This window comes from Gordonia sp. IITR100 (assembly GCF_002009645.1).
Lineage (GTDB): Bacteria > Actinomycetota > Actinomycetes > Mycobacteriales > Mycobacteriaceae > Gordonia > Gordonia hongkongensis.
The window spans coordinates 45,278-71,635 of the sequence record NZ_MVKV01000021.1 but is presented as its reverse complement, the minus strand read 5'-3'; the positions used below and the strand labels follow the sequence as shown (position 1 = coordinate 71,635).

The window sequence follows — 26,358 nt, the reverse complement described above, 5'->3', positions numbered from 1 at the left end:
GTTGTTCCTCACTGGTCGGCGCCCGAGGGCGTGGCGGCAGATCCGACGCGTGCGTCGGCGTCGAGCTTGGCCACGACATCGGCGCGGAGTCGTTTCTTGTCGATCTTCCCGACGTTTGTCTGGGGCAGTTCCGGCACGAGCTCGAGTCGCTCGGGCCATTTGAACTTGGCCACGCCAAGCGATTCCAGGTGGGCCTGGACGCTCTCCATCGACACCTGCCGGTCGTCGGCGGTCACGAGGTACGCGCAGGTCCGCTCTCCCAGACGCGGATCCGGCATCGCGACGACCGCGGCGTTGCGCACCTGCGGATGGGTGACGAGCAGCAGCTCGACCTCCTCGGCGTTGATCTTCTCACCGCCGCGGTTGATGAGGTCCTTGATCCGCCCCTGGATGGACAGGTGGCGCACCCCGTCGATCACCACGACCTTCGCGAGATCCCCGGTCCGGTAGAAGCCCTCGGACGTGAACGCGGTCCGATTGTGTTCGGCCGCATCGAAGTAGCCAGGGATGGTGTACGGGCCTCGGCACGACAATTCGCCGACCTCGCCGTCGGGCAGCTCGGTCTCCGTACCGGGTTCGAGGATGCGGATCTCATCGCCGGCCGCGATCGGGGTACCGACGGTGGTCTGGCGGTCCTCGTCGGACGAGTCGCGTGGGGACACCGTGAACAGGCCTTCGGACATACCGAAGAGCTGTCCGACCCAGCGCTTCTCCCCGCCGGCTCGGTCGAAGAGCTCACGACTCGGCTTCGCCCCGGACAGGATCACGGTGCGCAAGAAGGCGCTCGGTGCGTCGAAGTCCGGACCGGTGACGGCCTGATAATGCCCGTGCCCGATCAGGACGTCCGTCGCCTGTTCACGTGCCATGAGCGGGAACGCCTTCGACACGTCCGCGGTCGCGAGGACGAGGCAACCACCCACCGAGTGTGCGGCGTGCAGGCCGCAGCTGATGCCCGCGTTGTGGATGATCGGGATCAGATGGGCGACCCGGGTCTCCTCGGTCCAACCGAGGCGCCGGGCGTACAGCAGGGCGTTGTCCCAGTACTCGACGTGCAGCCGCGGAATGACCTTCGGCACACCGGTCGTGCCGCCGGACAGCTGGAACGCACACACGTCGAGCGGATCGACGTCGGCCTGGATCGCGGCGATCCGCGCTCGTGCCTCCGCGGGCGCGATTCCGGAGCCGAGCGCCTCCACCCGGTTCACGTCGTCCCCGACGCCGTCGGGCGCCCCGATGGTGAGGATCGTCCGCAGGGTCGGGTGACCCGCTGCCTGCTGCCGGGCGAACTCGACGAGGTCGAAACCGAGCCCCGCCTCGACGACGTGGCCGACCGCCCCGACCGCGCGGGAGATGTGACCGATCTCGTGCGCCCGATGAGCCGCCAGTGTCGCCACCGGGACGAGTCCCGCTTTGAGACATCCGTACCAGATCAACACGGTCTCGATTCGATTCCCCGTCTGGAACAGCACGGGGTCACCCGGCTTCAACCCGAGATCGAGCAACCCGGCGGCCAGCTGATCGGAGCGAACTCCCAACTCGGCGTATGTCATTGATGCCACGTCTGTGACGACGGCGGGGCGGTCGGGGAAACGGTCGACGGTGTCCTGCAACCGGTCGGCCAGTGGGCGATCGGTCCACTCCCCCGCCCGCCGGTAGGCCGCCGCGCGATCCGCGGGATACCCGACCAGGCGATCACCCCACCGGGCCCGACCCGGTGGGGCCGCGCCGTCCGAGGGTCGTCCGGGGATGAAGGTCACCGTCATCGACCCGCCACCGCCGGGATGAGCTGGGCGAGTTCGGCGACGCGGTCGGGATGGTCGACCGGCACGATGCCCGAGTAGATGGCCGTGAAGCACCCGGGACAGCACTGCTGCCGGAAGACGACCTCGGTGTCGACGTACTCGCCCGGATCGGAGGTGACCTGCGGACCGGCGTCGCTCGACGGACCGTCGTAGCGCGCCAGGTCGAGCCGCCCGGACTTGCTGTCGCCCAGCAGTCTTCCGCAGTGGGCGCATCCCACCACGCGGGAATCGCCGATGGTGACCTCGACCAGGTTGTCGTCGAGTCGTCGAGCGGAACTCAGATCGAGGGTCGCCTCTTGTCCGCTGGGGATCTCGGAGCGGGTACGCCGCATCTCCAACAATTCCGCCCGCTTCCGCTCCGTGCCCGAGTCGTCGACCTCGCCGGCGGTGAGCACGACGCCGTACGCGTCTTCGGCACCCGCGGGGGTCACCTTCCCGTTGCGCACATCGGCGGCCACGGCCTCCGGTTCCCGGCGAAGCGGATCGCCGTAACCGCCGCCACCCTGCCAGTGCATGTACAGCACCTCACCGGGGGCGAGGTAACTCTCGTCGTAGCACGCGCCGATCTCCTTCGCACCGGCCAGCTCGTCGAGCGTGCCCGGAATCCGGCCCTGCGCCAACAGTTCCTGTACGCCGGAGTCGCGTGCCAGGATCTCCAGGCCGGTGTTGCCGGGCAGTCCGCCGGCGAGTCCGGCGTTCTGCGCGACGGCCTTGCCCGCCGAGGCGAAGACGAGACCCATCGGCAGACTCGTCCCGTACGGGGTGACCGCCAACGACGCCGACACCCCGCCGCGATGGCGCCCCGGGCCGCCGGAGTCGGGCTCCTCCCGGCGCCACAGCGTGAGCAGCGGGTAGAGGAACTCGGTCATCTCGGTGTCGGGGATGCGCCCCATCGGGATGCAGAAGAGGCCACCGGTGTCCATGCCGTCGGCGACGGGCCGCGCACCGTACCCGCCGGCCATCGGCTCCATCATGATGTTGAGGAACGGCACCGGTTGTTCGCCGCGCTCGTCGAGGCCCGCGACCACCGCGGTGTCCCACGTACCGCAGCACGATGCCTGCACGTTCTTGCCGAACTCGAGGTGGCGATCCAGCATCTGGGCCAGACACTCGGCGATGAGGTTGCCGGTGAGCCACGCCGGGCCGATCGGCCCGCGACTCACCGCCGCCGGGAAGGTGGCGTTGTTGATCGTCCCCTCTTCGGCCACGAGGTCGAAGCACCGCATGAGACCGCCTGCCGACCACGGGATGTCGCCGGCGAGGATGGGGAGCAGCGCCAGCATCACCCCGCCGCGCATGCCCGCATACGTGCAGTTGATGACGCCCGTCTGCGGGTCGGTGCCGGTGAAGTCGAATTCGAGGTGATCGTCGGTCTTGGTCATGGCGACGGTGATCTTGTGGACGCCACGGTCCCCGGCCTGCGACTGGTCCTGATAGCCGGTCGCGTGCCACGTTCCGTCCGGCAGATCGGACAGCTTCGACCGCAGCCGCCCCTCCGCGTCGGACATCATCCGCTTCATGACGGCCTTGACCGTGTCCGCGCCGTACTGCTCGATGACCGCGAGCAACCGGTCACGTCCGACGCTGTTCGCCCCGATCTTGGCGCGCAGGTCGAGTCCGACCAGCATCGGGACCCGGCTGCGCCGCACCCAGACGTCGGCGACGTCCCGCTGCAGTTCGTAGTCGCGGACCACCTTGATCGGCGGCGTCGGAAGTGATTCGGAGAAAACGTCTTTGGCGGCCGGGTCGAACGAACCCAGTCCCGACCCACCGAGGTCGGGTTCGTGACAGATCGCACTTGTCCAGGCGAACAGCTTCCCGTCGTGGAAGACGGGCTGGTAGACGATCACGTCGCTCTGGTGGAGTCCACCGCCGACCCACGGGTCGTTGCAGAGGAACATGTCGCCCTCGGCGATTCCCGGATTGAGCGAGCGATGCTGCAGTGTCCAGTAGATGGCGAGGTCGACGGCGCCGACGAGCATCGTGTTGTACAGCCCGACCTGGACCTCCTGGCCGAGTTCGTCGCTGATCGCGAAGTCGAAGTCGTTGGCATCGGTCACGATCGGTGATCCCGACATCCGCTTGAGGGCTTCGCCCATCTCGTCGGTGACCGACCACAAGCGGTGCCGGATCACCTCGTAGGTGAGCGGGTCGAGTGCGTCGATCTGTTCCTGGGAGACGGTGTGCACCGGCAACGACGGCGGCAGGGATCTGGCCAGCGCGTCGATGTCGGCGGGTCGGCTGGAGAAGACCTCCGAGCCGGGGATGGGTGCGGTCATGAGAGCGACTCCTGTGGTTGCTGCTGGTGATCGATCATGCGGGGTCGACGGTGATGTTCAGGTTGCCGAGGCGGTCGATCTCACCGGTGGTGTCGTGGGGGACGACGACGGTCGTGGTGGGCACCTCGATGACCGCCGGTCCGCGGACGATGTGCCCGGCGCGCAGGCCGGCGTAGTCGTAGATGTCGGTGTCGACGAAGCCGCGCCGGCCGTCGAGACAGACCTTGCGCACGCCCACGTGTGCCAAAGCCGGGTCCGAGGTGTCGGCGGTGGCGAGTTCGGGAAGTTCCGGCGAGAACGGCAGGACTCCCGTGCCGCGGACCCGGTAGGTGATGGCCTGGATGCCCGCCTCGCGGAACCCGCTGTCCTTCCCGTACAGGTCGGCATACTTCTTCTCGAACGCTTCCGCGGCGGCGACGATCTCGGTCGACGTCAGCGAACCATCCGGCAGCGGGGTCGCGACCTCGGCCAGCTGCATGGTGTAGCGCATGTCGATCTCGCGCTCGATCTCGACGGAGGCGAACTGCAGGCCCTGCCGGTCGAGCTGACCACGCACCTGCTCCTCGAGCAGCTTGAAGTTCTCCTCCACCCGGGCCGGGTCGAGTGGCATCGCCGCCGGGTCCGACAGTTCCTTGGCGAGAACGATGTTCGACGACGCGAGGCCGTAAGCCGAGAACGCCGAGGCCACCTGGCCCAGCGGGACGACGACCCTGGACACCCCGATCTCCTGCGCGTACAGCCCGCAATGAGCGGGACCCGAGCCGCCGAAGGCGTAGACGATGAAGTTGCGGGGGTCGTGGCCGGCCTCGACGACGGTCTTGCGCAGGAGATCGCCGGTCTGGGCGTTCTGCACCGCGTAGATGGCCGCGGCGGCGTCCTCGACCGAGAGGCCGAGCGGTTCGGCGATGCGCGTACGGATGGCTTCGCGGGCGAGATTCAGGTCCAAAGCCTTGCGGCCGCCGAGAAGACCGCGCTCAGGCAGGATTCCGAGCACGAGGTTGGCGTCGGTGTTCGTCGGTTCGGTACCGCCCTGTCCGTAGCAGGCCGGGCCCGGAACGGCTTGCGCGCTGTGGGGGCCGATCTGCAGGTTGCCGCCGGCATCGAGCCAGGCGATCGCGCCACCGCCGGCGCCGATCGCGTGGACCTCGAGGGTGGGCACGTTGATCGGATGGTGATTGATGATCGTCGTCGACGATCGCACCGGCTCCCCGTCGACGACGAGCCCGACGAGGAACGTCGTGCCGCCCGCGTCGGTGGCGATGATGTTGTCGTGGCCCAGTTGCCTACCGAGGGACACCGACCCGACCGCGCCGCCGGTGAGCACCGAACCCACCGTCGAGATGGCATTTCCCGGGGCCTCCGATGCGGCCACCGCGCCGCCGTTGCTCTGCATTACGAGCAAGGGGCCGGCCAGCTTGTGCTCGCGCAGTCTGCCCTCGAGCTCGCCGAGATAGTCCCGGAGGCCCGGACCGATCTGGGTGCTCATGACCGTGGTCGCGTTGCGGGCGAACTCACGGATGCGAGGGCTGACCTCGCTCGACAGCGAGACGAAGACGCTCGGATCGATCTCGGCGACGATCTCGCGAATCCGCTGCTCGTGCACGGGGTTGCGGAACGACCACAGCAGCGACACGGCGATCGCGGAGATTCCGTCGTCGAGCAGTTGCCGGACCGTGGTCCGGACCTCGTCCTCGTCGAGTGCGACGACGACACGGCCGTCCCGGTCGATTCGCTCGGTGACCTCGAGCGCATGCCGTTTGTGGATCAATCCATGAGACTTGCTCTGCGCGACCACATTCTGCAGCTGTTCGGGTGACATACCGAGGTAGCGACCCTCGACGTTCATGATGAAGATCGAGTCGCGGTGCCCCTTGGTGGTGATGAATCCGACGTCCGGCACTCGGCCCATGACCAGCGCGTTCAGCGACGACGTGGTGCCGTGCGCGATGTGGTGGGTGTCGGCGAGCATGGCGTCGAGTGGACGGCCCAACTGCTCGGCGAGAACGGTCAGGACATCCATCACCCCGGCCGAGTAATCCGGCGGGGTGGATGGCGCCTTCCCCGCGACGACCAAGCCGTTGCCGTCGTCGAGGACGGCGTCGGTGAACGTCCCCCCGACGTCCACACCTATCACGTATGCCATGGCCAGGTACTCCTTCGTTGTCCGGGCTGCGAGGCCCTTCAGGTCCGTTTACGTTGGCGTTGAGTATTCGACGCAATCGACCACCTGTCAAGCATTTGTTATGAGCTGGATCACCATCGAGTGTCCCCCAGTCACCTATCGCTGCAGGTCAGACCCACCGTGACGAACGCCTTGACGAATCATCATTGGCGTCGAATAATCATCGCTAACGTCAACTTGGCGTGAACGGCCCTCCGCGGGCCGCGATCGAAAGGACCGGACCCATGGGTGTCCATCGCATCGGCCTCGTCGTGCCGAGTTCGAACGTCACGGTCGAGACCGAGATGCCTGCCCTCCTGAACCGGCACCCGACCTCGCAGTTCTCGTTCCACTCGACCCGGATGAGGATGCACACGGTGTCCCCGGAACAGCTCGCCGCGATGAACGCACAACGCGAACGCTGCGTTCTCGAGATCGCCGACGCCTCACCGGAGGTGATCCTCTATGCCTGCCTGGTGGCGCTGATGGTCGGCGGGCCGGGCGAGCACCAGCGCGTCGAGGGTGCCGTCGCGGAACAGCTGGCCACCGGCGGCTCCGACGCGATCATCCGGTCGAGCGCAGGTGCCCTGGTCGAGGCGCTCCGTGCACTGGACGCCCGACGCATTGCCCTCGTGACCCCCTACCTCCGGCCGCTCGCCGAGAAGGTCGTCGAGTACCTGGACGCCGAGGGCTTCGAGGTGATGGACTGGCGGGCCCTCGAAGTCGCGGACAACGCCGAGGTGGGATGTATCCCCGGCGAACGCGTGATGACCGCCGCCCGGTCCCTCGAACTGGACGGTGTCGACGCGCTGGTGTTGTCCTGCTGTGTCCAGATGCCGTCGCTGGATCTGATCGACGACGCCGAGCGTGAGTTCGGTCTGCCCGTGCTGTCGGCTGCCACGGCCGGCGCCTACAGCATTCTGCGCGGACTCGGCCTTCCGGCCTCCATCGAGGGCGCGGGCAGCCTGCTGCGCGCCGACATCGCCACCGTCCCCGCCTGATCCCCGTTCCTCGAATCCTCTGGAGCCCCCCATGAGTTCACTCCCCCACAAGGTCCGCGGCGTCGACCACGTCGCCTACCCCACCTTCGACCCGGCGGCGACGGTCCGCTTCTACCGCGACGTCCTCGGCTTCCCCGTCGTCCACTCGATCTGCGCGGCCGGCTGGGGACCCGACAGGCATCCCGACTTCATCCACTTCTTCTTCGACATCGGCAACGACGACCGGCTCGCGTTCTTCTACTACTTCGGACTGGAGCCGTTCGACGGTGGCCCGCAGGGGGATTCGTACTCACGCTTCGCCGAGGACGTACCGATCTGGTTCATCCGCTCGCGTCACCTGGCCATACACGTCGACGACGAAGCCGATCTGCTGGAGTACCGGCGACGCCTGGATGCCAGCGAGTGGCCGGTCGAGATGCAGATCCAACACGAGACGATCGAGTCGATCTACACCCATGACCCGAACGGATACATGATCGAGATCACGCGTGCGATGCGGGCCGTCACGCCGCAGGAGGACCTCGACGCCAATCTGACCATCGAGGCTCTCATCGACGTGGTGTCGCAACCGAATCCGAGCATGGACGCGCTTCTCATGCGCAAGGCCGAGCGGATCGTCGAACGGGCTGCGGCCTGGCAGGACGAGCAATCCGCCGGCGACGTACTCGCCGCCGAGGAGGCGACCGTCCGATGACCACCCTGTTCGTACTCGACGTCCCGGAGAACAAGGCCGTCGCGGCGGTCGCCGGCGAAGCGCCGGGTGTTTCGGTTGATCATGTCGGACCCTATTTCCGGATCACCGCCGACGACACCATCGTCATCGACCGGCGGGCAACCGGGTGTCGCCATGCCGTCTGGTACAGCAGCGTCGCCGGGCTCCTCGATTCGCGAATAGTGCAGTGGGACAAGGACGCACTGAAGGTCGAACCGCGATGACCGCCCCCACCGCCGCGGGCACGAGCCGACTGGGAGCGGGTCGTTACATCGACGCCGCCGAGCAACCGGCGGACACCACGACCTCCGTGCACGAGCTGACCACCGCCGACGGCGCCAAGGTCACCGGGGTTCTGCGCACCGTCCCCGGCGCGACCGTCGTCGTCGCCCTCATGCATCCGCGGCAGGACCTGACACACCATGTACTCGTCCCCGAACTGCTCGCCCGCGGGTTCGCGGTGTGGACGCAGGGCACGCGTTCGGTCAACAACGACCTCACCCTCGTCCACGAGCAGGCCATCCTCGACGCCGCGGCGGGACAGGTCTTCCTGCGCGAACGTGACTTCGGATCTGTGCTCACATTGGGCCATTCGGGTGGCGGCGCCCTGTTCGCCTTCTACCACGAGCAGGCCGGACTGGCGCCCGGCGATCGGCTGACCACGACTCCCGCCGGCCGACCCGTGGACCTGGCCGGTGCCGACATGCCGGTCCCCGACGGCGCCATCTTCCTCGCGCCTCATCCCGGTCAAGGCGAACTGCTGCTGCGCCTCATCGACCCATCGGTCACCGACGAGGACGATCCGCTCGCTGCCGACCCCTCGCTGAATCCGTTCGAGCCCGCCAACGGTTACGCGGAGCCTCCGGAAAGCTCCTCGTACGCACCGGATTTCGTCGAGCGGTACCGCGCCGCCCAACGCGCCCGGGTCGAACGACTCGACACCGTCGCGCGGGATCTGGTCGCCGAAACCGCGCGCGCACGAGCACGTTTCGCAGAAAGCGACGACCCGGACGACCGTCGGGCCTCGCTCGCCCCGCGCATCATGACTATCTACCGGACCGACGCCGACCTGCGGTTCCTCGATCAGTCCCTGAGCCCCAACGACCGGCCCTACGGGTCGCTGTTCGGTCGGCGTCCCGACCTCACGGATTACGGCCTGGTCGGGTTCGGTCGGCTGGCGACCCCCGACGCGTGGCTGTCCACCTGGTCTGGCCTGTCGAGCAACGCCGGATTCCTCCGATGCGCGCCCGGTGTCCGGGTTCCCGCGCTCTTCGTCGAGCTCACCGGCGACCAAGCGTGCTTCCCCGAGGATGCGGTGGCGATGGTGAACGCCCTCGGCGCGGACGATGTCACGCACGTCCGCGTCGAGGGAACCCACTTCGGCGGTCCGATCCGCCGAGGGGCCCCGACCGGCGCGAGCCTGGCCGCCGCCCAGATCGGGGGGTGGCTCGCGCAACGGTTCTCGTGAGGCCGACCTGCTCCCTGATCCGAAAGAACGACCTGCCCCCTGGTTCCTAGCCCGAGAGGTGCCGTCCCCTCTGCTCCCTGAGGTGCGAGGAGCGCAAGCCGCCGGGCCGAGCAAGCGACGAAGGAGCGCGTCGAGGTCGACGAGCCACGAAGGGCCTGGTGAGACGCCTTGCGAGACCCTTCGTGACGCGCCCTCCGCAAGCTCCGGGCGCTCCTCAGGGAGCACTGGTCAGGTCAATCTTTCGGATTGAGGAGCAAAGGATCACTTCTTCGCGAGAGCCGCCCGGTAACCGAGGAACCCGACGTAGCCGGCCAGCCCGGCCAGGCCCAGCCGGCGGGTCCGCGGCGACACCAGTGCGAGGCCGATGGCGGTCTCGCAGGCACCGTTGCGGTAGGTCCAGGTGGTGGTGTCGTCGGGGAACACCGGCTCGGTGATCGGGGCGAAGATCTCGGGCTTGATGAAGTGCGCAACCCCGGTGGCGGCCAGTCCCCCGCCCAGCAGCGAGACAGCGTCCAGTGATCCCTTGCGAGTGGCCATCAGAGTGTTCCCCTTCGTCGTCGTCGACCCTTTCCGGTGATCGTAGGCGTCGTTCCATTCCGGTTCGACGTCGACGGGCCGCTATCTCGCCGTCGGGACGGTGAGCCCGCGAGCTGCCTCGTCGAGATCGCCGGTGTCGCCGTACTCGTACGCGCGGCGACCGGCGACGAAGACGTACGACATGAAGAGCGTCCACGCCGTCACGCCGATCCCGATCCGGGCCCAGGTCGGCAGCGGGGACGGCGTGACGAACGCTTCGATGACCCCGCACAGCAGCAGCACGACGACCAGACCCAGCGCGACACCGACCGCTGCCCGGCCCTCCTCCCCGAGAGCCGTTGCACGCGTTCGATTCCCCGGGGCCACCCAGGCCCAGAAGATCCGCAGGCCCACGCCCGCAGCGACGAACAAGCAGGTCAGTTCGAGCATTCCGTGCGGCAGGATCAGTCCGAAGAACAGGTCACCACGACCGTGCCGGATCATGATCGACGCCACGACCACCAGATTGAGGATGTTCGTGTAGAGCATCCAGATCACGGGGAACCCGAAGAGCCCTAACGCGATACACAGCGCGGCCAGCCAGAAGTTGTTGGTCCACACGCGAGCGGCGAACGACGTCGCCTCGTATTCGCTGTAGTAGTTCTCGAAGTCGTTGGTGACGAGACGCTCGATCTCCGCGGGCGATGCGAACGAACTCTCGATCCGCGGGTGGGCCAGCACCCACCACGTCATGATCACGGCCGCACCGAGGGACCCGCCCATCACCGAGAGCCACCACCAGCGCATCCGGTACAGGGCCGCGGGGAACGATCGGGTGAAGAACTCGATCACCGTCGCCGGCGTGCTGACCCGGGTTCCGGTGGCGCGACCGCGGGCGCGGGCCAGGAGGCCCGACAGGTATGCCACCAGCGAGGCATCGGGCGCCGTCGAGCGGATGACCGACAGGTGGGTGGCCACCCGCTGGTAGGTGTCGATCATCTCGTCGGCCTCGGCACCGGTGAGTCGGCGGCGCCGCGAGAGCGCATCGAGCCGCTCCCACGTCGCGCGGTGCGCGGACACATAGGCGTCGAGATCCACTCGGCCAGCGTATCGGGCATTCTCACCTCCGCGGCACGTGTCATTCAGCGGACGTCGGGGCTGTGAGTTCCCGATGCCCTGTCGACGAATTGCGTCGTAGGGTGAGGCGTGATGTCTCGTCCAGTGCCGCCTCGGGCCCCCGCGGGCCCGGGTGCACCCGTCGCCGGCCGACCCGGTCCGGTCGCGTGGGGCGCGGGCGCCACGACGACAGTCGGCGTCGGACGCAACGACCTCGTCTCCGGCGAGGCGGTCGCTCTCGCACTCCCGCCGGCGAACCTCGGCTACCGGATTCTCTCCGGCATCATCGACGTCCTGCTGGGGTTCGGACTGTGGTTGTTCCTGTGGTGGATGTCGTTCAAGGTCGCCGGCGAGGCCAGCGAGGCGTGGCGGGGAACCATCAACACCCTGATCCCGATCGTCGCCGTCGTCGCACTCCCGACGCTGCTGGAGACCGTGACCCCGGGGAAGACCGTGGGACACCTCGTCCTGGGCCTCCGAACAGTCCGCGATGACGCGGGCCCGACCGGGTTCCGCCACTCCCTGACCCGAGCACTCGTCGGCTTCGTCGAACTGTATGCGTGCCTGGGACTCCCAGCGCTGATCTCGGCGGCCATCTCGCGCAAGAGCAAGCGCCTGGGCGACCTGCTCGCCGGGACCTACGTCATCCGCGACCGCCACCGGCTCGTCGAGCAGGCACCCATCGAGATGCCACCCGGCCTGCACTCGTGGGCCGTGTCCGCCGACATGGCCGCCCTCCCCGACCCACTCGCGGTGATCATCCGCCAGTTCCTCAACGGCCGCCACGGCATGAAGCCCGAGCCGAGAGCCCATGCCGCCCGGAGGATCGTGTTCGACGTCGCGCCGTTCGTCGCACCCGCTCCCCCGCCCGGCGCCCCGTTCGAAGACGTGTTGTCGGCGATCATGGCCGAGCGCCGCCGCCGCGACGCCGAACGGCTCGCGCGCGAAGCCGCACTGCGCCAACGTCTCCTGCGCTGATCTGTGCTGCGACCCGCAGAGGCGGCGCGGCGCACCCGGATCCCGGTTACTCTGCTACGGGTGACGTTGCCTACCCTGCTTGCGAAGGACAAGAGATCGATCGGCGGCCGACGGCTTCTCGCCGCAGTCGTCGGAGTCGCGTTGACCTTCGCCACGGCCCTGACCGTGCAAGCTCCCGCCAGGGCGGGAGGTCCGGGGCCGGATTCGCCGGCCGGTGTTCACGTGGTCCCGCGCATCGTCGACTCCGAGACCGTGACGGACCCGGTCATCGCACTCCCCCAAGCGGGTTCGACATTGCGCGTGCGATACAGCTCGACGTCCATCCGCGGTCTCCCGACGGAGATGACCGGCACGCTGCTCACACCGTCGACGCGGCCGCCCGCCGGGGGTTGGCCGCTCGCCGTGTGGAATCACATGACGGTCGGCGCTGCAGACCGATGCGCGCCGTCGCAGGCCCATGCCGGTCATTCCGAACTTCCCCGCATGACGTCAGGTGACGGCATCGTCGGCCGGTTGCTCGACGCCGGATTCGCCGTGGCGCGGCCCGACTTCGAGGGCATCGGCGGGCCCGGGCCGCACCCGTATCTCATCGGCGACTCGCTGGCGCGATCGACGGTCGACATGGCGCTGGCCGTCGCGGATCACGACCGACGGATCGGCCGCGACGTCGTCGTGGCCGGGCATTCCGAGGGCGCCGTCGCCGCCTTGGCCGCCGCGGCGCGGCCGTCATCGGAATGGGGTGACCTCCGACTCCGCGCGGTGTCGGCACTCGCACCGCCGACGCAGGTGGCCGCGCTCCTCGATGGGGCGTCCCACGTTCCGGTGTCCGGTCCCGCGATCAACGAACTGATGGGATTGGCCGCTCTCATCGGATATGGCGCGGCCGCAGCCGATCCCGAGTTCGACGAGTTGATGTCCAACGGCGGGCTCAGCGCGGCGGCGAGCAGGCTCCGTCCGCAGGTCGAGGCCCGCTGCTACGCCGACCTGACCTCACCGGACTCGTTCGGCGGCCTCGCGCCGGCCCAGCTCCTGGGACCGCGCGGCGACGAGATGAAGGCCGCATTGTTGAAAGTGCTGCGCGACAACGACGTCGACCGTCTGCGTTTTGCTCGAGGGCTACCGGTCCGCATCGACTCGGGCACCGTCGACACCGTGTCGCCGCAACCGCTGGTGTCCGGTCTGGTGCAGACCTATCGGCGCGCCGGGGTGCGCGTCACGTATTCCGACCGGTTCACCGGGCATGCGGGCGTGGCCACCGACCGCGACAATGCCGAGACGATCGCGGCGTGGCTCATCGCGCAGGTCTGAGGACGTTCGACGACACCCGGACTACGTCAGATCGGTCGAGCTCTTCCCCAACATGCGCCGGGCGATGATCAGCTGCTGGATCTGCTGTGTGCCCTCGAAGATGTCGAGGATCTTCGAGTCACGCGCCCACTTCTCCACCAGTGACGTCTCGGAATAGCCTGCCGTGGAACCGATCTCGACGGTCTTGTTGGTGATGTCGGTGACGGTCCGACCGGCTTTCGCCTTCGACATCGATGCCTCGGTCGAGTTGGGCTGCTTGTTGTCTGCCATCCACGCCGCCCGCACCGTGTGCAACCACGAGGCCTCCCAATCGGATTCGAGGCGGATGAACTCGGCGACGGTGGCGTGCTGCGACGACGCGGGACGGTCGTAGTCGATCTCGTGACCCGCTTCCTCCAGCATCCGACGCAGCTCCTCCAGGGAGGCGCGACCGAGCCCGATGGCCATCGCGGCGACCACCGGACGAGTGTTGTCGAAGGTCTGCATGACCCCGCCGAAGGCCTTCTTGGTGTCGATCTCCGGCGAGCCGAGCAGGTTCTCGGCGGGGACCCGCGCGTTCTCGAACCGGATGACGGCCGTGTCGGAGGCCTTGATGCCCAGCTTGTGCTCGAGGCGGGCCACGGTGACGCCCTCGGTGGTCATCGGCACGACGAAGCTCTTGATGGCCGCGCGTCCGACGCTCTTGTCGATGGTCGCCCACACGACGACGTGGTCGGCGCGCGATCCCGCGGTCACGAAGATCTTCTCGCCGTTCAGGATGTACTCGTCGCCATCGAGGGTCGCGGTCGTGGAGACCGCCGCCGAATCGGAACCGAAGCTCGGTTCGGTGATGGCCATCGCCGCCCATACGTCGCCGAAGCGTTCGAGCTGCTCGGGGTTCGCCACGGCCGCGATCGCGGCATTGCCCAGGCCCTGACCGGGAATGGAGAGCAGCAGGCCCACGTCGCCCCAGCTCATCTCCAGAGCCGACAGGAGGCCGCGCATGTTCGCGCCGTTCACCGACGGAGCGTCGGAGGCGGACTTCTCGGCGTCGGCGGACTTCTCCGTGGAGCGACTCTGCTTGGCGAGCTTCGCCAGTTCGTCGAGTTCGACCGGGTACTCGTGCTCGGCCTGGTCGTACTTGCGCGAGATCGGCCGGAAGAGGTGCTCGGCAGCCATGTGGGTGCGCTCGACCGTCGAATCGAACTTCTTCGGGAGCTCCAGGTTGATCGCCATGGCAGTACCTTACTGCGCAGTAAGTTCGTTGCCAAGTCCCGGTTCGTGACCGAAGCCGAATAATGTGGACCGGTGGCGTACGACGAGGAACTGGCCTACCGCATCCGTGCTCTGCTGGCGACCGAGTGCGGCCTCGACGAGAAGCGCATGTTCGGCGGGCTGGCCTTTCTGATCAACGGCAACATGGCCGTCGCTGCCAGCGGCAAGGGCGGGATCATGGTGCGCGTCGCACCCGAGGAGACCGAGAGCCTCCTCGAGTACCCGCACACCCGGCCGATGGTGATGTCGGAACGCGAGCTCCGGGGATGGCTACGCGTCGACGACGCCGGCATCGCCACCGACCGCCAGCTCTCCCGCTGGATTGCGATCGGTTCGAACTACGCGCGGAAGTTGCCGCCGAAGTAGATACGACCGGCCTAGGATCCCTGAGGAGCGAGCGTCGATCTCTGGTCCCTGAGGTGCGAGGAGCGAAAGCGACGAGCCACGAAGGGCCTGGTGAGACACCTTGCGAGCCCTTCGTGGCTCGCTTCGCTCGCACCTCAGGGAGCATGAGTACGGCCCACTCGGATCAGAGAGGTGCCGTCAGGGAACGATGTTCACCATCCGACCGGGCACCACGATGACCTTGCGGGGTTCGGCGCCGTCGAGGAGCGCGACGATCTTCTCGTCGGCGAGCGCGGCGGCACGCAGGGTCTCCTCGTCGGCGTCGGCCGGGACGGTGATCCGACTGCGGACCTTGCCCTTGACCTGAACCGGGATCTCGACGGTGTCCTCGACCAGCCACTCCTCATCGGCGACCGGGAATGCGGTCCGCACCACCAGGGTCTCCCGACCCAGCCGGTGCCACAGCTCCTCGGCGATGTGCGGGGCCAGGGGAGCCAGCATGATCACCAGCGCCTCGACGGCCTCCCGCGGGGCGCCGGTCTTCTCGAAGTTCTTGGTGAGGTGGTTGGTCAGCACCGTGAGCTTGGCGACCGCCGTGTTGTTGCGCAACGCGTCGTAGTCCTCGCGGACGCCGGCGATCGTCTTGTGCAGCAACCGTTTCGTGTCGTCGTCGAGCTCGGTGTCGGCGACCCGGAGCGCACCGGACTCCTCGTCGACGACGAGTCGCCAGATGCGCTGCAGGAATCGCTGCGACCCCACCACGTCCTTGGTGGCCCACGGCCGTGACTGGTCGAGCGGACCCATGAACATCTCGTAGACGCGCAGCGTGTCGGCACCGTAGTCGCGGCAGATGTCGTCGGGCGCCACCGAGTTCTTCAGGGACTTGCCCATCTTGCCGTACTCCCGGCGAACCTTCTCACCGTTGTAGAAGAACTCGCCGTTCTCTTCGGTGACCTCTTCGGCGGGCACATAGATGCCGCGCGAATCGGTGTAGGCGTACGCCTGGATCATGCCCTGGTTGAACAGCTTTCGGTACGGTTCGCGACTCGTGACGTATCCGAGGTCGAAGAGGACCTTGTGCCAGAACCGCGAGTACAGCAGGTGCAGCACCGCGTGCTCGACGCCACCGATGTAGAGGTCGAGGCCACCCGGGTCGTTCTCGCCGTGCAGTGCCGGCCGGGGCCCCATCCAGTACGCCTCGTTCTCCTTGGCGCACAGGGTTTCCGAGTTGGTGGGGTCGATGTAGCGCAGCTGGTACCACGAACTGCCCGCCCACTGGGGCATGACATTGGCGTCCCGAGTGTAGGTCTGCACGCCGTCGCCCAGGTCGAGTTCCACCGTCATCCACTCGGTGGCCTTCGCCAGCGGAGGCGACGGCTCGCTGTCCGCGTCGTCGGGGTCGAAGGACACCGGCGCATAGTCGTCGACCTCCGGAAGCTCCACCGGCAGCATCGATTCCGGCAGCGCGTGGGGTTGGCCGGCGGCGTCGTAGACGATCGGGAAGGGTTCGCCCCAGTAACGCTGACGGGCGAACAGCCAGTCGCGCAGCTTGTATTGGATTCTCCCGGTGCCCATACCGTCGGCTTCGAGACGTTCGACGATCGCCGCCTTCGCGTCCTCGACATTGCGACCGTCGAGGAACCCGGAGTTCACCAGGGGTCCGTCGCCCACGTACGCCTCGGTGGCGATGTCGGTGTCGGAGCCGATCACCTCGCGGATCGGCAGTCCGAACACCGTCGCGAACTCATGGTCGCGGGCGTCGTGGGCCGGGACCGCCATGATCGCGCCGGTGCCGTAGCCCATGAGGACGTAGTCGGCGACGAAGACCGGAACCTGCTCTCCGTTCACGGGATTGACGGCGAAGCTCCCGGTGAAGACACCCGTCTTCTCCTTGTTCTCCTGGCGCTCGAGGTCGGACTTCGCGGCGATCGACGCGCGGTACTCCGCGATCGCGGCCGCGGGGTCGGCCCCGCCGCGGGTCCAGCGATCATCGGTGCCCTCGGGCCATGCTCCGGTGATGAGGTCGCCGACGAGCGGATGCTCGGGCGCGAGAACCATGTAGGTGGCGCCGAACAGGGTGTCGGGACGGGTGGTGAACACCTCGATGCCGCCGACGCCGGGCACGTCGAAGCGAACCTGGGCACCGCGCGAGCGTCCGATCCAGTTGCGCTGCATGGTCTTGACCTTGTCCGGCCAGTCCAGCAGATCCAGGTCGTCGAGCAACCGGTCGGAGTACGCGGTGATCCGCATCATCCACTGCCGCAGATGCTTCCGGAACACCGGGAAGTTGCCGCGGTCACTGCGGCCGTCGGCGGTGACCTCCTCGTTGGCCAGCACGGTGCCCAGTCCGGGGCACCAGTTCACCAGCGAATCACTCAGGTACACCAGGCGATGGTCGTCGAGGATCTCGGTGCGCTCGGCGGGGGAGAGGTCGGCCCAGCGGCGCCCCTCATGCTTTCCACCCAATGCTCGTGCACCCGAAGCGAATTCGTCGACCAGCTCGGAGATGAGCCGAGCCTTGCCCTGGTCGGTGTCGTACCAGGCGTTGTAGATCTGCAGGAAGATCCACTGGGTCCACCGGTAGAAGTCCACGTCCGTGGTGGCCACCCGACGGCGCTCGTCGTGGCCCAGCCCGAGCCGTCGGATCTGGCCCAGGTAGCGCTCGATGTTCTGCTCGGTGGTGGTGCGCGGATGGGTGCCGGTCTGCACAGCGTATTGCTCGGCGGGCAGGCCGAACGAGTCGAAGCCCATCGTGTGCAGCACGTTCTTGCCGGTCATCCGCTGGTAGCGCGCGAAGACATCGCTCGCGATGAAGCCGAGCGGGTGGCCGACATGCAGGCCTGCGCCGGACGGGTAGGGGAACATGTCCTGCACAAAGAGCTTGTCGGCGGCGTCGGCGTCCCCGCCGCCGAAGGCGGACAGGTCACCGGCGAGCGGCCCGACGGGATTCGGCGCCTCGTAGGCGTGCTCGTCGGACCAGGTCTGCTGCCAGCGCTGCTCGATCTCGCCGGCGACCGCCGCCGTGTAGCGGTGGGCGGTCGTGCCGGCGGTGTCGCCGCTCGTCTTCTCGGCTGAAGTCACGCGACCAGGGTAAATCCTGTCCGTCGCCGCCCCCAATCCGGTCGCCTCCGACGTGGGCGGCACCGGCTCGTCAGATACCGATTCACTTCGGTACGACGCACGGTCGTATGCTGTGGGTCGTGAATGCCGTGTCCGTCGCCGTTGCCGTACTGCTCTTCGTGCTGGCCGGACTCTGGGCGGTGGTAGGAATCCGCGGACTCCGCGGCACCCTCCCGCGCAATCGTTGGATCGGCGTTCGCTCCGCGGAGACCATGCGGTCCGACGAGGCTTTCCGCATCGCCAACCGCATCGCCGGACCGGGCACTCTCGGCGCGTCGGTGATCCTCACGCTGGGGGCCATCGCGACCCTTGCCGTCCCGGGCGGGTGGGCACTGGCCTTCGGACTCGTCGCGCTGGTGGCCGCGCTCGTGGTGGTCGGACTGGTCAGCGGGATCGGGGTACGCGCCGCTGCAGCCGTACCCGCCGACGACGAGGGCTGTTCCTGCTGTTCCGGCGGCGACGCCCACAGCCATGCCGCCGACGAGAACCCCTCGGCCCCGGCGGCCGACTGCGGCACCAGCAGCTGCGGTGCCTGCTCGTTGCGCGGCGTCTGCGCAGGCGACTCGGCCCAGGCCTGAGGCGGCCGGCGTCGTCTCACATCACTGATCTCGGGGCACATCCATGCGTACTCTCAAGAATCTCCTCGATCGTTCTCCGATCGACGGCTTCATCCTGGCCATCTGCATCGCCGTCGCGGTGGCCGCATTCCTGCCGGTTCGCGGCGCGGCGGCGGAGGCACTCGACTGGGTGGTGATCGTCGCGATCGCCGCACTGTTCTTCCTCTACGGCACTCGACTTCATCCACGCGAGGCGCTCGAAGGTCTCCGGCACTGGCGGCTGCACGTCACGATCCTCGCGTTCACGTTCATCGTCTTCCCGATCGTGGGACTGGCGCTGAAACCGGTTGTCGAGCCGTTGATCGGCGAGGACCTCTATGCCGGACTGCTCTTTCTATGCCTGGTCCCATCGACGGTGCAGTCCTCGATCGCTTTCACCTCGATGGCCCGAGGCAACATCGCCGGGGCGATCGTCAGCGCATCCACGTCGAACATCCTCGGCGTCTTCCTGACCCCGCTGCTGGTGGTCGCGCTGATGCAGAACGCCGGCGACATCAGCATCGACGCGACGTCGGTCCTGAAGATCGTCGCGCAGATCCTGGTGCCGTTCCTGCTCGGGCAGCTCGCCCGCCGGTGGGTCGGCCCGTTCTTCACCCGGCACGCGAAGATCACCAAGCTGGCCGACCGTGGCGCCATCGTGCTCGTCGTCTACGTGGCGTTCAGCGAGGGGGTCGTCCAGGGCATCTGGTCGTCGGTGGAGGTGGGTCAGGTGATCGCCGTGACCGTCATCTCGCTGCTGCTCGTCATCGTGATGCTCGCGATCACCGGCTGGCTCCCGAAGCGGCTCGGCTTCGACCGCGCCGACACGATCGCCATCCAGTTCTGCGGCACCAAGAAGAGCCTGGCCACCGGCCTGCCCATAGCGACCGTCCTGTTCGCCGGCACCACCGTCGGCCTCATCGTGCTGCCGCTGATGATCTTCCACCAGATCCAGCTCATGATCTGCTCGTGGCTGGCCACTCGGTACGGGCGGCAGGCCGACGACGCCGAAGCGGCCGGCGCGCCCACCCCGGCTCCCTGATCCGAAAGAACGCCAGTTCAGCGGTTCCGGAGTCCGCAAAGCGGCCTGCGGGTAGAGCAGATAACAACGGAGGGCGCCGGGCCCGCGACCGGCAGACTTCAACTCGACCGATGGACTTCGATCGAAGTCTAGGAGTCGAGTTGAAGTTCGTCGGTCACGAGAATGCGGCGCCACAGTGCACGCGAGTAGCGCAAGTTCGGCAGAGATTGCGCTTCAAGATAGGGCGGCAACGATGCAGTTCTTTCGACCCCACGACGGCAGCCAGGCCGCAGATACTGAGGTACGAGGAGCGTTGGCCGCCGGGCCGAGCAAGCGACGAAGGAGCGCGTCGAGGTCGACGGGCCTCGAAGGGTTGGCGACGTCATCTCGCCAGGACCCTTCGTGACGGCCTCCGCAAGCTCCGGCCTCCTCAGGGAGCGGAGGTTGGGCCCGCTCCGACACAACGGGTTCTTTCGTAGTCCACGACCGCCAAGCCGTAGATACTGAGAGCGAGCTCGCGGGCGTCACCACCCGCTCCCTGAGGAGCGAGCTTGCGAGCGTCACGAAGGGTCCTGGTGAGTCGGGTTGCGAAGACCCTTCGTGACGCGCCCTCCGCAAGCTCCGGGCGCTCCTCAGGGAGCAGGGGGTCCCACCGGCGTCGACAGCGGCAGGTTCACAAAGCTCGGCCGGTTCGGGTCGAGCTGGATGTGTTGCGGCCGGAGTCCGGACTCGTTCAACAGCGGACGCAACGGCAGACCGCGCGGGAAGTTCATCGCGAACACGTCGATCCGCAGGCGGTGGCCCGGTTTGATGAGTGCCTCGGTCGGCAGCAGGCCGATGTCGACACTCACCGGGCGGCCCGGCACGACGCGTTGGCGTGACGCCAACGTGAGCTCGTAGAACGGATCGATCACGTCGCCGTTGGGCGCGAACCGCGACCTCGCCTCGTCGTATCCGCGCAGCGACGCCATCACCTGACCGGAGGTCAGCACCTTCGACGTCCCGTCGGGAGCGACGTCGTTGAGGGTGGCGGTCCAGTATCCGTCGGTGGCGTCGAGAACGGTGTTCAACCGCACGTTGGCGTACCCGGACACGCTGCGTGTCGTGGTCATCGGGGGAGTGGTGAACGTCAGTGCGGCGCGCTCGGAGATGCGGGCGTCGTCGGCGCAGAAGGGGAAGATCGCCAGGGCACCGGCCAATTGCTGTGCGGCGTCGCGCGAACACATCGTCGCCAGACCGGGCGCGATGGTCAACCGAGCGCGGGATGTGGGTGCAACGGGAGTTAGGCTGCCGTCCCGGACCGCGTGTGCCGCGGTACCGCTGCGCCGGTCATCGAGGTAGAGCCGCTGGCGCTCCATCCCGGCGCGCGGGAACTGCTGGGCGGTGATCCACGAGTCGCCGACCTGCTTGAGATTGACCGGTCCGTAGCGGTCGACACCGTTGTCGATTCCCTTGAGCCACTTGTCGAACCACGCCTTCTGCAGGACGTCCAACCGGGGTGGGGTGTTCCGCCGGCCCTCTTGGCCGCCGCCGATTGTGAGGTGATACCCGTCGCCCATGATCAACTGCTTCTTGCCGGGCGGCAACGGGATGTTGTTGTACATCCGGACTTCGCTGTTGGTGAAGAGATCGAACCAGCCGCCGTAGATGAGCGTCGGGGTGGTGATGCGGTCGGCGTGGTCGAGCCACGCGGACCTCGGTTCGGAGTTGTTGTCCAGCAACGCCTTCAGGTTCGGCGGCACCGACGGGATGTCGGGGGTGAGCAGTGCGGCGAACAGCTGTGGGTAGAAGGTGAACGGGTCGGAGATCCGGTCCGCCAACCACTTCCAGTCGAAGGTGCCGTTCAGCATCGACGCGACGTTCGGGATCATCTTGGTGGTGTTGACCAGCGTCAGCCACAGCGGGAGGAAGCCGACACCCAGAGCGCCGCCGGGCGCGACGATGTCGCGGATGAGGTCGCCGCCCGGCTCGACCGGGAAGATCGCCTTGAGTGCCTTCGGGTTCTTGTTCGCGGCCTGGATCTGGTTGATCGCCGAGTACGACACACCCGACATGCCGACCTTGCCGTTGGACCACCGCTGCTTCGACGCCCAGTCGATGACCTCGATGGTGTCGCGCTGTTCCCGCGACTGGAAGACGTCCCAGACTCCCTGCGAGAAACCGGTGCCGCGCACATCCACGACGACCTGCGTGTAGCCGCTGCGCACGAGATCGAAGTCGACGAGGAAGGTCTTCGCGCCGCCGTCGCGGATGGTGTGCGCGATGTCGTTGATGCCGTCGATCGGCGTGCCGGACAGGTTGATCGACCGAACGATCTGCAGCAGGTAGGGCTCGAGCACCGGGTTCTGCATCACCGCGGAACCGACGGTGGTGATGAGCTTGGTGTAGGGCGTCATGTTGACGATGACCGGCGTCTTCGTCGACGTGGGACGCTCGCGAGCGTCGGCCGGGCGGTACACGTTGGCCCGGAGAACCGTGCCGTCACTCATCCGGATCGGCACATCCCAGGTGACATTGACGCCGGCATAGGGTTGCGGGCCGTCGTGGCTCGCCGCCCATCGCGCCCCGTCGGCGCCGCCGGTGGGTCCGACCGGGGCAGCGCCCGCCACGGCGATGGGCGCCACCAGCGCGACCACCGCGAGGATCACCCCGGCCAGAACCCGCGCACTCTTCGACCCGCTCATGCACACCCCCGCATGTCATGCGCTGGAACAATCCACGGCTTGTCCAGCGAAAAATTGATCGAGCGTCCACAACCTAACACCCCGCCGGTGACGTGGATCACCGGGTGTCTCAGGCAATGCTCAGCATCACCGTCCGGACGGACGGACTCAGTTCACGCTGAGATCGATCGGGTGGGTCGCGAGGAGGGGTTTCGGCCAGGCCTGCCTGCGCAGGACGTCGAACCACACGTCCGACGCCGGCGGCGCGAGCAGGTCGCGAGGGAGTGCCGAGGCGACCATCCAGCTGAACTGGTCGAGCTCATCGTCGAGTTGCCCGATGCCCCATCCGCTGTAGCCCGCGAAGATCCGGACACCCTCGAGGATCTCGGCGAGGGGCTCGGGGTCGGCGTCGAGATCGACCAGGACGACCCGGCCGTCGACCGGACGCAGGGCAGGCACGTCGTCGATGTCGGTGCCGGGTTTCACCACCCCCAGGCACAGCGCCGCCTCCTGGTTCACCGGCCCGCCCACATAGAGGGCGCGCGGCGAGGCCGCGATGTCGGTCCATTGCGGCAGGAGGTTGTGCACGGCGGTCTGGCTCATCCGGTTGAGGATGACCCCGAGACTGCCCGACTCGTTGTGCTCGATGACGTAGATGACGGTCCGGGCGAAGGTGGGTTCGATGAGATCGGTCGAGGCGATCAGCGCGGTGCCCGGACGCACCCGCGGCGTGGGGTCGGCATCCCAAGGGACGCCGGGCATACGCGCACCACCACCGCTGTCCGCCGAGTGTTCTCCGGGGCGGGATTCCGGTGTGGGATCGTCTGCGTCTTCACCTCCGGCCACCCGACCATCATCGCACGTCCGTGGCCGACGGCGTCCATCGTCAGCTCGGTAGGCTGGATCGGTGAGCAGCACCCAGGTGACCCGTGACCAACGCGGGTGGTCGGTGTTCGTCCACTCCCTCCGTTCGTCGCCGGGACTCGGCCGGTTGTTGTCGGTCCGGTTGTCCAGTCAGATCACCGACGGGATCTTCCAGGCCGCGCTGGTCGGCAGCATCCTGTTCAACCCCGAGCGCCATGCCGATCCGCTCGCGGTGGCCGGTGGCCTCGCGGTGCTGCTGCTGCCGTATTCGCTCATCGGCCCGTTCGCGGGCGCGTTGCTCGACCACTGGGATCGACGCAACGTCCTCCTGTACGCGAACCTGCTGCGCGGGCTGATCATCGGGCTCGTCGCACTGGCCGTCGCCTCCGGCGCACCTGATGTCGTGGTGCTGATCTCCGCCCTCGCCGCGACGGGTGCGAGCCGGTTCGTGGCGGCCGGACTGTCGGCCGGACTGCCGCACGTCGCGCGGCGTGAGGTGCTGGTCGCCACCAATGCGTTGTTCACGACGTTGGGCGGCGCGATGCTCACCGTCGGGCTCGGCATCACCCTGGGACTCCGCGCGATCTTCGGCGACGACAACGTGGGCAGTGCCCTCACGATGATCGCCGGGATCGTGCTGGCCGTCGTCTCCGGCGGGCTGGCGCATCGGTTCCGTCCGCTGCAACTCGGTCCCGACGAGCCCGACGACCCGGGTCGTTCGGCCGTGCACGCGGTCTCGGTCGGCCTCTGGCACGGTGCCCGCGCCGTCGTCCACCACAAGACCGTGGCCGCCGCGTTGTCGGCGATCGGGGCCCACCGGCTGGTGTTCGGGATGAACACGCTGATGATCCTGGTGCTGACGCGCCAGATGGGTCCCGGCGACGGGGTCGACCGCGTCAGCGTGGTCATCGGTTTCACCGGCGCGGGGGCGCTTCTCGCCGCGATCATCACACCGATCGCGGTGGCACGGGTGGGCCGGTACGTGACGCTGCTCGCCGCACTGGCCGTCGGCGCGTTCGCCGAGCTGTCCGTACTCAGCTTCGAGTTCGCGGTGATCTGCGGGTCGGCGTTCGTACTCGGACTCATCGGCCAGATCGCCAAGCTGTGTGGCGACGTGGCGATGCAGGTCGACGTGGACGACGCGGTGCGCGGACAGGTGTTCTCGGTGCAGGACGCGGTGTTCAACATCGCCTACGTGGGTGCGGTGACCGTCGCGGCCCTCGCGATCCCCGACGATGGCCGGGCGGTCGGGCTCGTCGTGCTCGGGGTGGTGCTGTACCTGCTCGGCATGCTCGTGGTGCGCCTCCTGCATCCGCGTGGGCACTGGTCCGCCGAGCCCACGACGGTGCGGCACACCGTCACCGACCCCGCCGCGTGAACCGCGGGTCCCGGTTGTCGTAGGCGGCGTCGGCCACGCCGTTCGCATCCAGGTCCACCAGCATCACATCGTGGCTGCCGTCCCCGTCGGAGTCGACGTAGAGTCGTTCGCCGACGATCCGGCCGCCCCGGTCGGCGCCGACGATCTCGACGTCGGGGTCGCCGTCGTCGTCGAGGTCGACCCGGGTGACCTGCGCCGGCGGGGGTTGCGGAGTCCGCTCGGGGACGTCGCGCCGCGGCAGTTGTTCGCCGACGAGGTCGGCTCGCGCGACGGGCCGGTCCCACAGACCGGCACCGGAGTCGCGGTAGAAGGCGTCGGGCGCGCCGTCGTCGTCGGTGTCGAGGGCGGCGACGTCGGCGACACCGTCGGCGTCGGTGTCCCACATCGCGTCATCGCGACGGCCGTCGCCGTCGAAGTCGAGCCCGATCGCGTCCAGGACATCGGACCGCGGATCCCCGAGCGCGAGGTCGGCGGTCCCGGACCAGCGCGTCGTCGGACCGTCGCCGGTCCCGAAGAAGTACTCGATCGCCGGGTCCATGAGGTCTTGGACGCAACGGGGCCCAATCCGGTTCCCATCGATCGGTTCCCATCGATCGGTTCCCAGCGCCCGGGTTCCCGCTGTGCGGTTCCCGATGGGTGTGGACACCTCGACCACCCGGTAGGTTGTGGCCCATGTACGTCAGCGATCTCGGCGAGCAGTGGCATGCGGCCCGGCTCGAACCAGCCCTGGCACACCTCGACTCTGCTTCGGCGGGCCGCTCGTCCTACGCACTGATCGGCGCGATGACCGCGCACCTCTGGCGGGAGACCGAACGCGGGTCGTATGTCGCCGCCGACGACCGCGCCGAGGAGATCGCGCGCGACACAAGGAATCTCGCTGCCCTGATCGGACACACCGGCGACGAGGTGGTCTTCCGTGAGAGCGCCCGCGCCGCTCTGCGCGCCCTCCTCACCAACTGGAGCCTGCCCGTCACATCGACCGTGTGGGTGGCGAAGAACGAATTCGGCCCCAACCTCGAGGAGTTCGAGCGCCGCGGGTACGCGGTACGGACCATGCCCGACGGGGACGTCTACGGTCACGTCGACACCGACGCGCTCGAGAACATGCTGCAGTTCGAGCAGCCCGACTTCATCCACGTCTGCCACATCGGCTCGATGTCCGGTGTGGTGCAGCCGGTCACGCGGATCGTCGAACTCGCGCATCGGGCCGGTGTGCCCGTAGTGGTGGACATGGCGCAGTCGGTCGGTCACGTCCCCACCGTCACCGGTGCCGACGTCGTCTACGGCACCAGCCGCAAGTGGCTCACCGGCCCGCGTGGCGTCGGGTTCGTCGCGGTGCGTCGAGACTCGTTGCGGCCGGTACGAATCGACGGTTCCGAGGCATTCATCGCCGGGCGCCTCGGACTCGGTGTCGCGGTCCGCGAGTTGCTCGAGATCGGCCAGCAGCGCGTCTTCCGCGAACTCGCGAAGATCGGCCGGGTCACCCGCGAACGACTCCACGGCATCGCGAGCTGGGAGGTCCTCGAACCGATCGACGAGCCGTCGGCGATCATCACCCTCGCACCACCGCCCGGATGGCAGTTCGACGACGTCGCCGCGGCCCGCGACAAGCTGTTGTCACTCGGTGTCCTGGTCACCGCCGCGGACACCTGGCGCGCCCCGCTGGCGACCGAGCATCCGGTGCTCCGAATCAGCCCGCACCTCGACGTACGCCGGTCCGAACTCGACCGCGTCGCAGACGCCCTGCGCACCATGGGTTACTGACGCTCACCCGGC

The 26,358-nt window shown here is 68.0% G+C and carries 21 protein-coding genes; 11 read left to right on the top strand and 10 right to left on the bottom strand.

The window, feature by feature from the left end:
- Positions 1 to 8: 8 nt before the first annotated feature.
- From B1818_RS21285 to B1818_RS21275, 3 genes are read right to left on the bottom strand one after another with little or no spacing between them, the layout of a single operon-like run.
- Positions 9 to 1,763, bottom strand: coding sequence for a (2,3-dihydroxybenzoyl)adenylate synthase (locus B1818_RS21285; protein ID WP_078113899.1), 1,755 nt, complete (start codon positions 1,761 to 1,763; stop codon positions 9 to 11).
- Positions 1,760 to 4,081, bottom strand: coding sequence for a hydantoinase B/oxoprolinase family protein (locus B1818_RS21280; protein WP_078113898.1), 2,322 nt, complete (start codon positions 4,079 to 4,081; stop codon positions 1,760 to 1,762). The genes B1818_RS21285 and B1818_RS21280 overlap by 4 nt, the downstream gene beginning before the upstream one ends.
- 34 nt (positions 4,082 to 4,115) lie before the next feature.
- Entirely contained in the window at positions 4,116 to 6,224 is a 2,109-nt protein-coding gene (locus B1818_RS21275; protein ID WP_078113897.1) for a hydantoinase/oxoprolinase family protein, read from the bottom strand.
- A gap of 263 nt (positions 6,225 to 6,487) precedes the next feature.
- Between B1818_RS21275 and B1818_RS21270 the strand changes: the two genes are divergently transcribed.
- Genes B1818_RS21270 through B1818_RS21255 form a run of 4 tightly spaced genes read left to right on the top strand, consistent with a single transcriptional unit; the run spans position 6,488 to position 9,423 of the window.
- Positions 6,488 to 7,243 carry a maleate cis-trans isomerase gene (locus B1818_RS21270; RefSeq protein ID WP_058253748.1) on the top strand — a complete coding sequence of 252 codons (756 nt, stop codon included), beginning with the start codon at positions 6,488 to 6,490 and terminating at the stop codon, positions 7,241 to 7,243.
- 31 nt (positions 7,244 to 7,274) lie between these two features.
- The gene (locus B1818_RS21265; protein WP_078113896.1) at positions 7,275 to 7,937 is read left to right on the top strand and encodes a VOC family protein; all 663 of its coding nucleotides are present in this window, start codon (positions 7,275 to 7,277) and stop codon (positions 7,935 to 7,937) included.
- Positions 7,934 to 8,179 (top strand): hypothetical protein, encoded by a 246-nt coding sequence (locus B1818_RS21260; protein WP_078113895.1) that lies wholly within the window; start codon positions 7,934 to 7,936, stop codon positions 8,177 to 8,179. The genes B1818_RS21265 and B1818_RS21260 overlap by 4 nt, the downstream gene beginning before the upstream one ends.
- A complete protein-coding gene (locus tag B1818_RS21255; protein WP_078113894.1) occupies positions 8,176 to 9,423 on the top strand; it encodes an alpha/beta hydrolase in 1,248 nt (415 codons plus the stop codon). The genes B1818_RS21260 and B1818_RS21255 overlap by 4 nt, the downstream gene beginning before the upstream one ends.
- Before the next feature lie 261 nt (positions 9,424 to 9,684).
- Here B1818_RS21255 and B1818_RS21245 read toward each other — a convergent pair whose 3' ends face one another.
- Entirely contained in the window at positions 9,685 to 9,960 is a 276-nt protein-coding gene (locus B1818_RS21245; protein ID WP_065630873.1) for a hypothetical protein, read from the bottom strand.
- An 81-nt stretch (positions 9,961 to 10,041) separates the two neighbouring features.
- Entirely contained in the window at positions 10,042 to 11,037 is a 996-nt protein-coding gene (locus tag B1818_RS21240; protein WP_068970385.1) for a stage II sporulation protein M, read from the bottom strand.
- Between the two features lie 111 nt (positions 11,038 to 11,148).
- On the opposite strand from B1818_RS21240, the gene B1818_RS21235 reads away from it, so the two are divergent.
- Positions 11,149 to 12,033, top strand: a complete 885-nt coding sequence (locus B1818_RS21235) for an RDD family protein (protein ID WP_065630871.1) — start codon at positions 11,149 to 11,151, stop codon at positions 12,031 to 12,033.
- A gap of 60 nt (positions 12,034 to 12,093) precedes the next feature.
- A complete protein-coding gene (locus tag B1818_RS21230) occupies positions 12,094 to 13,341 on the top strand; it encodes a lipase family protein (protein ID WP_254859782.1) in 1,248 nt (415 codons plus the stop codon).
- A gap of 21 nt (positions 13,342 to 13,362) precedes the next feature.
- Here B1818_RS21230 and B1818_RS21225 read toward each other — a convergent pair whose 3' ends face one another.
- Positions 13,363 to 14,556, bottom strand: a complete 1,194-nt coding sequence (locus B1818_RS21225) for an acyl-CoA dehydrogenase family protein (protein ID WP_058253755.1) — start codon at positions 14,554 to 14,556, stop codon at positions 13,363 to 13,365.
- A gap of 72 nt (positions 14,557 to 14,628) precedes the next feature.
- Here B1818_RS21225 and B1818_RS21220 point away from each other — a divergent pair, with 72 nt between their 5' ends.
- Positions 14,629 to 14,961 carry a TfoX/Sxy family protein gene (locus B1818_RS21220; protein ID WP_065630869.1) on the top strand — a complete coding sequence of 111 codons (333 nt, stop codon included), beginning with the start codon at positions 14,629 to 14,631 and terminating at the stop codon, positions 14,959 to 14,961.
- Positions 14,962 to 15,138: 177 nt separating this feature from the next.
- Here the strand turns inward: B1818_RS21220 and leuS are convergent, their stop codons facing one another.
- Positions 15,139 to 18,021: a leucine--tRNA ligase gene (gene leuS / locus B1818_RS21215; protein ID WP_078113892.1), complete on the bottom strand. Its 2,883-nt coding sequence runs from the start codon at positions 18,019 to 18,021 to the stop codon at positions 15,139 to 15,141.
- A gap of 107 nt (positions 18,022 to 18,128) precedes the next feature.
- On the opposite strand from leuS, the gene B1818_RS21210 reads away from it, so the two are divergent.
- A complete protein-coding gene (locus B1818_RS21210) occupies positions 18,129 to 18,638 on the top strand; it encodes an SdpI family protein (RefSeq protein WP_065630867.1) in 510 nt (169 codons plus the stop codon).
- A gap of 43 nt (positions 18,639 to 18,681) precedes the next feature.
- Entirely contained in the window at positions 18,682 to 19,698 is a 1,017-nt protein-coding gene (locus tag B1818_RS21205) for a bile acid:sodium symporter family protein (protein ID WP_078113891.1), read from the top strand.
- 611 nt (positions 19,699 to 20,309) lie between these two features.
- On the opposite strand, the gene B1818_RS21200 is transcribed toward B1818_RS21205, so the two are convergent.
- Both B1818_RS21200 and B1818_RS21195 read right to left on the bottom strand, forming a co-directional pair.
- Entirely contained in the window at positions 20,310 to 22,361 is a 2,052-nt protein-coding gene (locus B1818_RS21200; RefSeq protein WP_078113890.1) for a CocE/NonD family hydrolase, read from the bottom strand.
- Positions 22,362 to 22,508: 147 nt separating this feature from the next.
- Complete coding sequence (locus B1818_RS21195) at positions 22,509 to 23,102, bottom strand: YqgE/AlgH family protein (RefSeq protein ID WP_058253761.1); 594 nt, start codon at positions 23,100 to 23,102, stop codon at positions 22,509 to 22,511.
- 145 nt (positions 23,103 to 23,247) lie between these two features.
- On the opposite strand from B1818_RS21195, the gene B1818_RS21190 reads away from it, so the two are divergent.
- Positions 23,248 to 24,582 carry an MFS transporter gene (locus B1818_RS21190; protein ID WP_058253762.1) on the top strand — a complete coding sequence of 445 codons (1,335 nt, stop codon included), beginning with the start codon at positions 23,248 to 23,250 and terminating at the stop codon, positions 24,580 to 24,582.
- Here B1818_RS21190 and B1818_RS21185 read toward each other — a convergent pair.
- On the bottom strand, positions 24,563 to 25,120 hold the full coding sequence (locus B1818_RS21185; protein ID WP_058253774.1) for a hypothetical protein: 558 nt from the start codon (positions 25,118 to 25,120) through the stop codon (positions 24,563 to 24,565). The two genes, B1818_RS21190 and B1818_RS21185, sit on opposite strands and share 20 nt — an antisense overlap.
- 134 nt (positions 25,121 to 25,254) lie before the next feature.
- Here B1818_RS21185 and B1818_RS21180 point away from each other — a divergent pair, with 134 nt between their 5' ends.
- Positions 25,255 to 26,346 carry an aminotransferase class V-fold PLP-dependent enzyme gene (locus B1818_RS21180; protein ID WP_058253763.1) on the top strand — a complete coding sequence of 364 codons (1,092 nt, stop codon included), beginning with the start codon at positions 25,255 to 25,257 and terminating at the stop codon, positions 26,344 to 26,346.
- The last annotated feature ends 12 nt before the right edge of the window (positions 26,347 to 26,358 follow it).